We start from the raw sequence: 11771 nt of genomic DNA, 5'->3' as shown, positions 1-11771 counted from the left end.
GCGGCAAATGGCCACATCGCGCAGCGACTGAAAAGACCCGGATCCTGGGTGGCCGGGAGTTTAGCGCGGCCGCAGCGCCATCAATGCCTGGGCCAGCGCCCGCATCTCCGCCGCCGCCACCGATTTCGGCGCGGATTCCGTCACCCCGAGACCGGCGGCGAAGGCCTGGGCGATGCCGGTGCGGTTGCCGATGGCAGGCTCCAGACGGGTCAGCGCGCGGCGGTCCAGCTCCGCGAGGATCTGCGACAGGAGCTTGCCGCTGGCCGGCGCGCGGTTCAGGGCGATGGCCGCGGCGCGCTTTTCGCCCTTCGCCAGATCCAGCGTCGCATCCATGGCCCAGAGATCGGCGGAGGACGGCTGCAAGGGTACCAGCACCAGGTCGGCGTTGCGGATGGCGATGCGGGCATCGGTATCGGCATGCGGCGGCGTGTCCAGCAGCACGACATCCTGGCTGCGTCGCAGCTTGTCGAGGCTGGCCGGCAAGCGCCATCCCGCGGGCGCTTCCAGATGCAGGGGCAGTGCCCGCGCCCCGGCCGAGGCGCGCTCCGCGCCCCAGCGGGTCAGGGTCTGCTGCGGATCGGTGTCGAGCAGCGCGACCTTCATACCGAGGCTCGCCAGGGCGGTGGCCAGATTGGCGCTGAGGGTGGACTTGCCCGCGCCACCCTTGCGCTGCGCGACGGCGACGACGAAGGCCATGCCCGCGACTCCAGACCAGTTGCCCGCCAAGCCTAGCACCAAGTCCGGATAAGGTCCCGGTCAGCAAGGTCCAGTCAGCGGCGATCCGGCCTGGCGCGGTCCGGAATCGGGCTCTGGCCGAGGTTGCCGGCGCCCGAGCTGCTCTCGGGAAGCCTTTGGCCGGGCACTTCCGGCGCCGGCATGGTGCGATGGCCTGCGGGCGGCTCGGTGCTCGGCGGCTGCTGCGGCGGCGTGCCGACGCCCACGGGCGGGCGCGGCTCCGCCTGCTGGGCCGGCGCGCCGGTGCGCGGCTCCGAAGGTGGGCCGGCACGGTCGCCCGGCAATTCGCTGCGCGGCGGCACGGCGCTGGCGGCGGGTTCGCGGTCAAGCTGCTGCGCGCCGGCGGAGGCCAAATGCAGCAACAAAGCGGGGATCGTGAGAAGGCGAAGGGAATGGCGCATGGAGGGGTAGCGCCAGAGGCGGCCGAGGGTTCGCGGCGGCCATGCTGATTTGCCGCGGGGGGCGGCGCATTTGGCTCCGGCCCGATGTAGCCTCCGCGCATGGACCTTCCGCCCGAACTCCTCACCCCCGCCGAGATGGCCCGCGCCGATGCGGCCGCCATTGCCGGTGGCATCCCCGGCCTGACATTGATGGAGGCGGCGGGCCGCGCTGTGGCGCGGGCTGTGCTGCGGCGCTTCCGGCCGGTGCGGGTGCTGGTGCTGGCCGGCCCCGGCAATAATGGCGGGGACGGCTATGTCGTGGCGCGGCTGCTGGAACAGGTGGGCTGGCCGGTGGCGGTGGCCGCCCTGGCGCCGCCCAGCCCCGGCAGCGACGCCGCCGCCGTCGCCGCGCGCTGGCACGGCCGGATGGCGTCCTTCACCGAGGCGGAGGTGGCGCGCGCTGGGCTGGTGATCGATGCGGTCTTCGGCGCTGGCCTGTCGAAGCCGGTGGCGGGGCGGGCGGCTGCGGTGCTGGGCGCGGTACGCGCGCCGATCGTCGCGGTGGATGTGCCCTCCGGCCTCGATGGCGCGACGGGGGCGGTGCGGGGTTTCGCGGCCGCCGCCGCGCTGACCGTCACCTTCTTCCGCCTCAAGCCCGGACATCTGCTGCTGCCGGGGCGGGAGCTGTGCGGGGAGGTGGTGCTGGCCGATATCGGGCTGCCCACCGCCGTGCTCGGGGCGATCCAGCCCCAAACCTTCCGCAACGGGCCGGCGCTGTGGCGCCTGCCGGTGCCGGGCGCTGCCGACCACAAATACGCGCGCGGGCATGTGGCCGTGGTGGCCGGGCCGGCGATGACCGGCGCGGCCCGGCTGGTCGCCGCCGCCGCGCGCCGCGCGGGCGCCGGGCTGCTGACGCTGCTCGCCCCGGACGCCGCGACGGCCGCTGTGCTGCGCGCCGGCGACCCCGGCGCCATGGTCAGCGAGGCCGGCGCGGCGGCGCTTCGGGAGGAGGCGCGGATCGGAACCTGGGTGATCGGCCCCGGCCTGCCACCCGAGGCCGCGACGCGGCAGATGCTGCGGGAGACGGTGGCCGCCGGCCGCCAGGTGGTGGCCGATGCCGGCGCGCTGCGGGCCGCCACGGGCGACCCCGCCGCGCTCGCCGGCTGCGCCGTGCTGACGCCCCATGCCGGCGAATTCGCCGCTGTCTTCGGCCCGCCGGGGGAGGACCGGCTGGCGGCGGTGCGCGCGGCGGCGCGGGCCACCGGGGCGGTGGTGGTGCTGAAGGGGGCTGATACGCTGATCGCCGCGCCCGATGGCCGTGTCGCCATCAACCACAACGCCCCGCCCTGGCTGGCCAGCGGCGGCACCGGCGATGTGCTGGCGGGCATCGTCGCCGGGCTGCTGGCCCAGGGCATGGCACGCTTCGAGGCCGCCGCCTGCGCCTGCCACCTGCACGGCGCCGCCGCCACCCTGGCCGGCCCGGGGCTGCTGGCGGAGGATCTGCCGGCCCGTCTCCCAACGGTTCTTTCGTCCTTTGTCCCGCACCATGCCGGCGATGTTCCTCGACGGAGGGGCGCCTCTCGGGCATCATCCCTGAAATATGCGGAAAGGAAGCGTGATGTCTGACGTTGCTGCCCCGCCCGGCCTGATTGACCGCGCGCTGCGGCGCGTCACCGCGCTCTGGCGGGACATCGCCTCCTCCGCGCCGGAGGGCGAGGAAGGTTTCGGACCGCAGATGCGGGCCTGCCTGGACGCCAAGGGCGGCGAGGTTTCCGCCCGTTCCCGCGCCGCGCGGCTGGCGCAGAGCTATCTCTCGGCGGATGAGGTCGCGCGCGGCGAGTTCCTGCGCGCCCTGGCCAGCTTCGATTCCGACGCCGCCGCCGTCACCGCGGCCTGGGACGCCGTCGCCCGCGCGCCGGATGCCGAGGCGCGCGCCACCGCCAAGGCGAAGCTGCGCCGGGTGCTGGAGCCGCCGCGGCTGCGGCTGATGACGCAGTTCACCACCATCCCCGACGGCGTGAAGTTCCTGGTGGAGCTCCGCGCCGATCTGATGGCACGGATGCGCGGCGACGCCATGCTGCAGGCGCTGGAGGCCGATCTGCGCAGCCTTCTGGCCAGCTGGTTCGATGTCGGCTTCCTGGAGCTGCGCCGCATCGACTGGTCCTCCCCGGCCGAGTTGCTGGAGAAGCTGGTGGGCTATGAGGCGGTGCACCGCATCCGCACCTGGCGCGACCTGAAGAACCGCCTGGATTCCGACCGCCGCTGCTACGCCTTCTTCCACCCGCGCATGCCGAAGGAGCCGCTGATCTTCGTCGAGATCGCGCTGGTGGAGGGCATGGCGGCCAGCGTGCAGGGACTGCTGGATGAAAAGGCGCCGCTGCTGGACCCGCGCCAGGCCGACACCGCGATCTTCTATTCGATCAACAACTGCCAGCGCGGGCTGGATGGCATCTCTTTCGGCAACTTCCTGATCAAGCGGGTGGTGGAGGTGCTGGGCGCCGAGTTCGGCAATCTGAACTGCTTCGCGACGCTCTCCCCCATCCCCGGCTTCCGTAGCTGGCTGGAAGCGCGGCTGGAGGCGGCGGACACGACGCTGGTGACGGAGGAGGAAGCGCAGGCGCTGCGCGCCGTCGCCCCGCCGGAACCCGCCATCGCCGCCCCCGGCGCCGACCCCGCCGATGCGCAAGCCGAAACCCCGGTGCAGACGCTGCGCCGGCTGATCGCCCGTCGCGGCTGGGCGCGGGTGGAGGCCACGGCGAAGCTGCTGGAGCCGATCCTGACCCGCGCCTGCGCCCGCTATCTGCTGGCGGAATCGGGCCGCGACGGCAAGCGCGCGCGGGACCCGGTGGCGCATTTCCACCTGTCCAACGGGGCCCGCGTCGAACGCCTGAACTGGCGTGGCGACACCTCCGACAAGGGGTTCCGGGAGGCTTGCGGGCTGATGGTGAATTACCGCTACGACCCGGCGAAGATCGAATCCTATCACGAGGACTATGCCGGAGAGGGCAAGCGCGCCGCGTCGCCTGCCATCCGCAAGCTGGCCAAGGGATTTCTGTGACCGCGGCTTGAGCCCCCCGTCTTGAGCCAGACGCCCACCGCTGCAAGGATCGCCCGTCAGAGAAGCCGGGTGGAAGCTGTTGCAGGGATCAGGGGCGCGCGGCGTGCTTGGCGTGCCGGATGCGCGGCGCATCGTGCTGGTGGGGCTGCTGGTTTCCATCGCGCGATGGCTGGAGATGCTGGTGGTCGGCGTCGTGGTCTGGCAGCAGACCCATTCCGCCTTTCTCGTCGCCATGATGACGCTGCTGCGGCTGCTGCCGATGGGGCTGTTCGGCGCCTTTCTCGGCGTCGCGGCGGACCGGGTGCAGCGACGCTCCGCGCTGCTCGTGATGCTCAGCGTGCAGGGCGCCCTGTCCGCGACGCTGGCGGCGCTGGCGCTGTCGGACCTGCTGGCGGTCTGGCATCTGGGTCTTGCCAGCTTCATCGCCGGCATCGTCTGGGCCGCCGACAATCCGGTGCGGCGGATGATGCTGGGGGAGGTGGTGGGTGCCAGCCGCATGGCCCGCGCCGTGTCGCTGGACGTGGTCGCCAACAATGCCAGCCGCATCGCCGGTCCGGCGGTGGGCGGCACCATCCTGGCGGCGGCGGGGCTCGGCCCGGCCTTCCTGCTCTGCGCCGGCTTCTATCTGCTGGCGGTGCTGGCGGCGCTGCGCCTCTCGCACCGTTCGGTCCTCCAGCCGCCGCGCGGCGGTGTGCTGCGCGACATGCGGGAGAGCTTCGGCCTGGTGCTGCGCACGCCGGGCATGGCCGGGGTGATGATCGTGACTTTGATCTTCAACCTGTTCGGCTGGCCGGTCTCCTCCATGATCCCAGTGATCGGGCAGGAGCAGCTTCGGCTGGGGCCGGAGGGGGTCGGGCTGCTGGCGGGGATGGACGGGCTGGGCGCGCTGCTGGGCGCGGCGCTGCTGGTGCCTTTGGTGCGGCCGGCCTGGTACCGGGCCATCTATGTCGGCGGCACGGCGATGTATTGCGGCATGTTCGTGATCTTCGCCGCCATCACCGCGGCGATTCCGGCAGCGCTGGCCCTGCTGGTGGTGGGCATCGGCAGTGCCGCCTTCGCGGCGATGCAGGCGACGCTGGTCTATACCACGGCCCCGCCGGAGATGCGGTCCCGCGCGCTCGGCGTGCTTTCGGCCTGCATCGGGCTGGGCCTGCTGGGCTTCCTGCATCTCGGGCTGATGGCGCATTGGCTGGGCGCACCCCGGGCCACGATGGTGATCGGGTTGGAGGGTGTCTGCGCATTGGTGCTGACGCGCCGCTGGTGGCGGGCGGGCTAGCGGGGGCCTCGCGCCGCAACTCTCGGTGTTTGTCACGAAATCGTGATGAAAAAGCGCGTTCAGCTGCGTCTGGGGGCCAAGGTGCGATGGCAAGTGGCCCCCCAGGCGCCTACAGTTGCATGTGACATCCGGCCGGCGACTTCACCAGCCCCATGCGCGCGACCTGCGCCGCTCCTCCAGCAACGATGTCAGGACCAGATGACCAACGTCGTGTCGCGGTTTCCCATCGTCGGCATCGGCGCCTCGGCTGGTGGGGTCGAAGCTCTGCAGGCCTTCTTCCGCGCGATGAAGCAGCCGCTACCCATGGCCTTCATCGTGGTGACGCATCTGGCGCGCGGCCGGCTGAGTTCGCTGCCCTCCATCATCGCCGATTGCACGAGCCTGCCCATTGTGCCGGCGGAAGACGGCCAGAAGATTGAATCGGGGCACACCTACGTCCTGCAGAGCAACGCCATCATCACCATCCAGGACGGCACTATCCGCCTGCGGGCGCAGCCGCCCGACCTCAAGCGCGAACGCCATCCGATCGACGTCTTCCTGGCCTCCCTGGCGGAAGACCAGCAGCATTGCGCCATTGGCATCGTGCTGTCGGGCAGCGGCAGCGATGGCACGCTCGGGCTGAAGGCCATCAAGACCGGCGGCGGCCTGACCATGGCCCAGGGCGCCAACGGGACCTCCCCGCAATATGACGACATGCCCCACAGCGCGATCTCCGCCGGGGTGGTCGATCTTGTGGTGCCCTCGGACCAGATGGTGGACCGGCTAGCGGAGCTGTCGGAGACCTTTGACGACTCGTCGCCCCATGAACGGCTTGACGATGCGGCGGCGGCGGCGGCGCATGCCACGATCGCCGGCCTTCTGAAGGCCGGGGTCGGGCATGATTTCGCCGGCTACAAGGACCGCACTTTCTTCCGTCGCGTGCAGCGCCGCATCCATGTGCTGCGCCTGCCGGGCCTGGAGGCCTATATCGCCCGGCTGCGCGCGGATCTTCCAGGACCTGCTGATCGGCGTCACCAGCTTCTTTCGCGACCCCGACGCCTTCGCCGCCCTCGCCGAGCGCGTCATTCCCCGGCTGTTCGAGGGACGCGGGGCGGATGAGGCGGTGCGGGTCTGGGTGCCCGGCTGTGCCACGGGGGAGGAAGCCTATTCCCTCGCGATGCTACTGCGCGACTACATGGACGCGCATCCCGGCGGCCCGCGCGCGCAGGTCTTCGCCACCGATATCGACGAGCCCGCACTCGCCGTGGCGCGGCGCGGGCGCTACCCCGCCGCGCTGCTGTCCAGCCTGTCGCCCGCGCAGGTGGCGCGACATTTCACGGTGGATGCGGCGAGCTATGCCGTGGCGAAGCCACTGCGCGACCTTTGCGTTTTCTCGCCGCACAGCCTGATCAACGATCCGCCCTTCTCCCGCATCGATCTTGTCTCCTGCCGCAACCTGATGATCTATCTGGGCACCGGGTTGCAGGATCAGGTGATCCCGCTGTTCCACTACGCGCTGCGTCCCGGCGGCTTCCTGTTCCTGGGCATCGCCGAGACCATCGCCCGGCACAGCGAACTGTTCGTGGCCGACGACAAGGCGCATCGCATCTACCGGCGCCGGGACACCAGCGGCCACGGCAGACCCGGCCTGCGGCCGATGGTCATGACCACCGGCACCACGCGTGCCTGGCCCGTACGTGCCGCGGCGCGCCCTGCGACGGGCACGCGCGGTTCCGACCTTCGGCAGGCGGCGGAGGCGCTGGTGCTGGACCAGTTCACGCCGCCGCATGTGGTGGTGAACCGGGACGGCGACGTGCTGCACCAGTCCGCCCATCTGGGCCGCTATCTGGAACCCGCCGCCGGGCAGCCCAGCCGCCAGCTTCTGGCCATGGCCAGGCCGGGCCTGCGCTTCGTGCTACGCGGTGCCCTGCGCGAGGCGGTCGAAAGCCACGCCCGGGTGAAGCGTCCGCAGGTCGAGATCGAGGTCGACCAGCAGCGCTTCGGCATCGACCTGACCATCATCCCGATGCCGATGCGGGAGGCGAAGGACCAGCTGTACATGGTGGTGTTCAACGACCTGCCCGCCGCACCGCCGGTCGTGGTGCGGTCGGGTGAGCCGGCGGACCAGGCCGGCATGCAGCGCCTGGACCGCGAACTGCGCGACACGCGAGAGCGCCTGCAATCGATCACCGAGGAATATGAGACCGCAACCGAGGAGCTGACCTCGGCCAACGAGGAAATGGTCTCGGTGAATGAGGAGCTGCAATCCACCAACGAGGAGCTGGAAACCTCGAAGGAGGAGCTGCAATCGGTGAACGAGGAGCTGCGCACCGCCAATATCGAGCTGTCCAGCAAGATCGATGAGCTGGACCGCGCTAATGGCGACCTTCGCAACCTGTTCGACAGCACCCAGATCGCCACGCTGTTCCTGGACCGGCACCTGGTGATCCGCAGCTTCACCCCGGCGGTGACCAGCATCTTCAACCTGGTGGCCGCCGATCGCGGGCGCCCGATCACGGATTTCTCCAGCCAGCTGGACAAGGTGGACATGCGGCAGGAGACGCGGCGTGTGCTGGATGAGCGTGAAGCGGTGGAACGCCGCGTCACGGCGCGCGACGGCGAGGTGCACTACCTGATGCGCCTGCTGCCCTATCGCACCGCGGATGCGCAGGTGGATGGCGTGGTGCTGACCTTCTTTGACGTGACCAAGGTGGTGGAAGGGGAGATCCTCGGCACATTGGTCGATGAGTTGAACCACCGGGTGCGCAACATGCTTCAGGTGGTCCAGGCCGTGGCCACCAGCACGCTGCGCCGCACCGGTTCGCTGGAGGAATTCCGCGCCTCCTTCGGCGGGCGGATCAAGGCGCTGGCGCGGGCGCATGAACTGCTGGCCGACCAGGGCTGGACCACGGTGGATCTGGAAGCGCTGGTGGCGAAGGAAGTGGCGCCGCATGCCGACCGCGCGGATCGCGTCACCCTGTCGGGCGTGCCCGTCCTGCTACGGCCGAAGGTGGCGCTGACGCTCGGCATGGTGCTGCATGAGCTGGCGACCAATGCAACGAAACATGGGGCCCTGTCCGTGCCGCAGGGGCGCGTCAGCATTGGCTGGGCTGTGGATGGCGGGGCGGCGGCCCGGGCGCTCCACCTCATCTGGACCGAGCGCGGCGGCCCGCCACCCGCCCCGGGTGCGCAGCGTCGCGGGTTCGGGTCGGAACTGATGGCGCGGATGGTCAGCCACGACCTGGCTGGGCAGATGAAGGTGGAGCTGGGGGAGGGATTGCGGGTGACCACCCTCGATCTTCCGTTGGCCGGCGCGACGCAAGCCGCGCCGGAAAGCCCTATCCCAGCCCAAACCGCACCGTGATGCGGGAGCCCGGCCCGCCGGCGAATTCCACCAGCCCGCCGATCGTCCCCGCCATGGCATGGACGATCCGCCCGCCCAGGCCGGTGCCGGAGACCTGATCGGCGCCGGCGCCGCCGACCCCGTCATCCTCCACCCGCAACACACCGCCATCGCCATCGCGGTCCAGGCTGACGCGGATGGGGCCGCCGCCGGGCTTGTCCGGATAGGCGTATTTCAGCGCATTGGTCACCAGCTCCGACAGGATGACGCCGAGCGATACGGCGCGGTCGGGGGGGACTTCCAGCGGGATGGCGGTGAAGTCGATGCGCGCCGTTTCCACGCTGCGGCCGATCTCCGTCAGCAACCCGCCGAGATAATCGGACAGCGCGACGGAGCGCACATCGGCGGAGGTGTAGAGCCTGCGATGCACCTGGGCGACCGCCGCGATACGGTGGCGCACGGCGGCCAGGGCGGCGCGGGCGGCGGGGTCGGCGACCGCGCCTTCCTGAAGCCGGGTCAGGCTGGCGATGATCTGCAGGCTGTTGGCGACGCGGTGGTTCACCTCCTGCAACAGCAAGGCGCGGCTGGCCGCCAGCTCCTCCGCCCGGTCGCGTGCTTCGCGCACCGCGGCGGCGTCCTCGGCCTGCTGGCGGTGCATGGCGGCGCGCTGGACGGCGCCTTCGATGGCCCGGTGCAGCAGCAGCAGAAAGCTCTCGCCCGGGGTTTTCACCACGAAATCCTCGGCCCCCGCGCGCAGCGCCGCCACGGCCACCCGCGTCTCATCCGCCCCGGTGACGAAGATGACGGGGGCGGGGTCGGGCAGGGCGCGCAGCTCCGCCAGCGTTTCCAGCCCATCGGCGCCGGGCATGTAGTGGTCGAGGCAGATGGCCGCGAAGCCGCCCTGGCGTGCCATGGCCACGCCCTGCTCGCCACCGCCGGCGGTGATCACCTCATGCCCCATCCGCCCGAGCGCCCGCTGCACGAGACGGCAGAGCGCCGCGTCATCGTCGATATACAGGATGCGGGAGGTGGCGGGACTGGCAGGGGGGGTCATGGGGCTGTGGGCGGCACCTGGATGACGGCCAGGAACAGCCCGAGCTGGCGGACAGCCTGGGCGAAGGTTTCGTAGTTCACCGGCTTGGTGATGTAGACGGAACAACCGAGTTCATAGCAGCGCCGGATCTCCCGGTCGTCATCCGTTGTCGTCAGAACGATCACAGGTGCGAGGCGCAGCTCTGGGTCCGCCTTCAACCGCGCCAGGATGTCGATGCCGCTCATATCCGGCAGGTTCAGGTCGAGCAGGACCAGCACCGGCGCGCCGGCCTGGCGCTGCGGGCCGAACAGATGCTCGACCGCGGCGGTGCCGGAGTTCAGGTGCTTGACGTCGTTATAGACGCCGGCGCGCTTCAGGTTCTTCTCGATCAGCCGGGCATGGCCGTCGTCATCCTCGACCATGACGATGGTAACGGCCTGGGCGGAGACATTCATGCGGGCTGTTCCTCAAGCGGCGCTCCGCTCGCCGGGTCGGGCGCGGGCAGGGTGTCGGGCAATAGCAGGGTAAAGGTCGATCCGACACCAAGCGTCGATGTCAGACGGATATCGCCGCCCATGCGGCGGGCCAAGGCGCGGGTATGGGCCAGGCCGATACCTTCCCCGGGCTGGTCCTGCGGGCCGGAGCGGCGGAACAGCTCGAACACCCGGGCATGGTCGCGCGCGGCGATGCCGCGTCCATTGTCGATCACATCGATGGCGTTCAGCCCGGTTTCGCGCCGTGCCTGCACCATGATGCGGCCGGGGCGGCTGGGCTCCAGGTACTTCGTCGCATTGTCGAGCAGATTGCCGAGGATCTGCTCCAGCGCCAGGCGGTCGGTGCGCAGGGTGGGGAAGGGGGGCTTCAGCGTCATCTCCGCCCCGGCGCGGTCCAGCTGATGCTGCAGGCTGGCGGCAATGCCCTCCAGCAGTGTCTGCAAGGCCACCGGCTCCGGCGTCAGCCGCCGGCGACCCTCGCGGGACAGCGCCAGGATGGCGCCGATCAGCCGGTCCATGCGGTTGGTGGAGGAGCGGATGAAGCCGATCGCCTCCGGAATATCCTCGTCCACCGCCTCCCGCACCTCCCGCGTCAGCAGGCCGGGGGCTTCCGTTTCGGCGCGTTCGACCATGCTGCGCACCGTGGCGATGGCGGTCTCCAGCTCCTGCGTGAAGCCCATCACATTGACCAGCGGCGCGCGCAGATCGTGGGAGACGATATAGGCGAAGCGCTGGATTTCCTCATTCGCCGCCATCAGGGATGTGGTGCGGTCCGCCACCCGCTGTTCCAGGCTGGCATTGGCGCTTTGCAGCGCCGCCTGCGCCTCCTGCAGGTCGCGGGTGTATTGCAGCGCGACGCGGGCGGTGCCGAAGCTGACCAGCGCGATCAGCAGCAATCCGCCGGTGGCCACCATCAGCAGGATGCCGCCGGCGGATTCCAGGGCGGTGGCGCGGCGCGCCTGACGCGCCACGGTGCGCTGTTCGATCCCGGCCAGAACTGCCCGCACCTCGTCCATCAGCCGCTTGCCGCGGCCATCCCGCACGGTGGCGATGGCGCCCGCCATGTCGCCCGATTCGGCCTGTTCGACGGTGCCACGCATCTCCGCGAGCTTGGCCTCGATCCGCGCCCGCAGCTCGAGCAACGCATCGAGGCGGCCGCCATCGGCGGTCACCTGCCGGGTCAGCTGGTCCAATTCGGCTTCGATCTGCGCGGCCGCCTGCTCATAGGGGGCGAGGTAGTCGCGATCGCCGGTCAACAGATAGCCACGCTGCCCCGTCTCCGCATCCTGGAGCGAGCTCAGCACCTCGGCCGTCGAAACCCGGATCTGCTGGGTGGCCACCACGGCATTGGCATAGCTTCGCGTCTGCTGGACCATCCAGACGAAGCCAACGCCAAGCGCCAGGAGAAGGGCGAAACCGATGGCGGTGAAGCCAAGGGTGATGCGGCCGAACGTGGCCTGAGTCCAGGTCATG

At 70.7% G+C, this 11771-nt stretch carries 10 protein-coding genes; 5 read left to right on the top strand and 5 right to left on the bottom strand.

Annotated features, from left to right (window positions below; genetic code table 11):
- Positions 1-60: 60 nt before the first annotated feature.
- Both parA and ACVFYP_RS18995 read right to left on the bottom strand, forming a co-directional pair.
- Positions 61-696 (bottom strand): ParA family partition ATPase, encoded by a 636-nt coding sequence (gene parA, locus ACVFYP_RS19000; RefSeq protein ID WP_499201768.1) that lies wholly within the window; start codon positions 694-696, stop codon positions 61-63.
- Positions 697-770: 74 nt separating this feature from the next.
- Entirely contained in the window at positions 771-1136 is a 366-nt protein-coding gene (locus tag ACVFYP_RS18995; protein WP_499201767.1) for a hypothetical protein, read from the bottom strand.
- Positions 1137-1235: 99 nt separating this feature from the next.
- Between ACVFYP_RS18995 and ACVFYP_RS18990 the strand changes: the two genes are divergently transcribed.
- The 5 genes from ACVFYP_RS18990 to ACVFYP_RS18970 all read left to right on the top strand — a co-directional run bounded on the left by ACVFYP_RS18990 (position 1236) and on the right by ACVFYP_RS18970 (position 8792).
- Complete coding sequence (locus tag ACVFYP_RS18990; RefSeq protein ID WP_499201766.1) at positions 1236-2741, top strand: NAD(P)H-hydrate dehydratase; 1506 nt, start codon at positions 1236-1238, stop codon at positions 2739-2741.
- Positions 2734-4173 (top strand): malonyl-CoA decarboxylase, encoded by a 1440-nt coding sequence (locus ACVFYP_RS18985; RefSeq protein WP_499201765.1) that lies wholly within the window; start codon positions 2734-2736, stop codon positions 4171-4173. The genes ACVFYP_RS18990 and ACVFYP_RS18985 overlap by 8 nt, the downstream gene beginning before the upstream one ends.
- Positions 4174-4252: 79 nt before the next feature.
- Positions 4253-5449, top strand: coding sequence for an MFS transporter (locus tag ACVFYP_RS18980; protein ID WP_499201764.1), 1197 nt, complete (start codon positions 4253-4255; stop codon positions 5447-5449).
- Between the two features lie 45 nt (positions 5450-5494).
- Positions 5495-6547: a chemotaxis protein CheB gene (locus ACVFYP_RS18975; protein ID WP_499201763.1), complete on the top strand. Its 1053-nt coding sequence runs from the start codon at positions 5495-5497 to the stop codon at positions 6545-6547.
- A complete protein-coding gene (locus ACVFYP_RS18970) occupies positions 6435-8792 on the top strand; it encodes a CheR family methyltransferase (protein ID WP_499201928.1) in 2358 nt (785 codons plus the stop codon). The genes ACVFYP_RS18975 and ACVFYP_RS18970 overlap by 113 nt, the downstream gene beginning before the upstream one ends.
- Here the strand turns inward: ACVFYP_RS18970 and ACVFYP_RS18965 are convergent.
- From ACVFYP_RS18965 to ACVFYP_RS18955, 3 genes are read right to left on the bottom strand one after another with little or no spacing between them, the layout of a single operon-like run.
- Entirely contained in the window at positions 8767-9825 is a 1059-nt protein-coding gene (locus tag ACVFYP_RS18965; RefSeq protein ID WP_499201762.1) for a sensor histidine kinase, read from the bottom strand. The two genes, ACVFYP_RS18970 and ACVFYP_RS18965, sit on opposite strands and share 26 nt — an antisense overlap.
- Entirely contained in the window at positions 9822-10259 is a 438-nt protein-coding gene (locus tag ACVFYP_RS18960; RefSeq protein ID WP_499201761.1) for a response regulator, read from the bottom strand. The genes ACVFYP_RS18965 and ACVFYP_RS18960 overlap by 4 nt, the downstream gene beginning before the upstream one ends.
- Positions 10256-11770, bottom strand: coding sequence for a sensor histidine kinase (locus ACVFYP_RS18955; RefSeq protein ID WP_499201760.1), 1515 nt, complete (start codon positions 11768-11770; stop codon positions 10256-10258). The genes ACVFYP_RS18960 and ACVFYP_RS18955 overlap by 4 nt, the downstream gene beginning before the upstream one ends.
- Between the last annotated feature and the right edge of the window lies 1 nt (position 11771).

This window comes from Roseomonas sp. F4 (genome assembly GCF_053891155.1).
The sequence above is the reverse complement of the archived record's forward strand: the minus strand, read 5'-3'. Positions and strand labels throughout refer to the sequence as shown.

Bases quoted from the DNA above. Each gene is read 5' to 3' on its own strand.
- parA (WP_499201768.1), bottom strand. From the start codon at position 696: ATGGCCTTCGTCGTCGCCGTCGCGCAGCGCAAGGGTGGCGCGGGCAAG.
- ACVFYP_RS18975 (WP_499201763.1), top strand. From the start codon at position 5,495: ATGAAAAAGCGCGTTCAGCTGCGTCTGGGGGCCAAGGTGCGATGGCAA.
- ACVFYP_RS18995 (WP_499201767.1), bottom strand. From the start codon at position 1,136: ATGCGCCATTCCCTTCGCCTTCTCACGATCCCCGCTTTGTTGCTGCAT.
- ACVFYP_RS18965 (WP_499201762.1), bottom strand. From the start codon at position 9,825: ATGACCCCCCCTGCCAGTCCCGCCACCTCCCGCATCCTGTATATCGAC.
- ACVFYP_RS18955 (WP_499201760.1), bottom strand. From the start codon at position 11,770: ATGACCTGGACTCAGGCCACGTTCGGCCGCATCACCCTTGGCTTCACC.
- ACVFYP_RS18985 (WP_499201765.1), top strand. From the start codon at position 2,734: ATGTCTGACGTTGCTGCCCCGCCCGGCCTGATTGACCGCGCGCTGCGG.
- ACVFYP_RS18990 (WP_499201766.1), top strand. From the start codon at position 1,236: ATGGACCTTCCGCCCGAACTCCTCACCCCCGCCGAGATGGCCCGCGCC.
- ACVFYP_RS18960 (WP_499201761.1), bottom strand. From the start codon at position 10,259: ATGAATGTCTCCGCCCAGGCCGTTACCATCGTCATGGTCGAGGATGAC.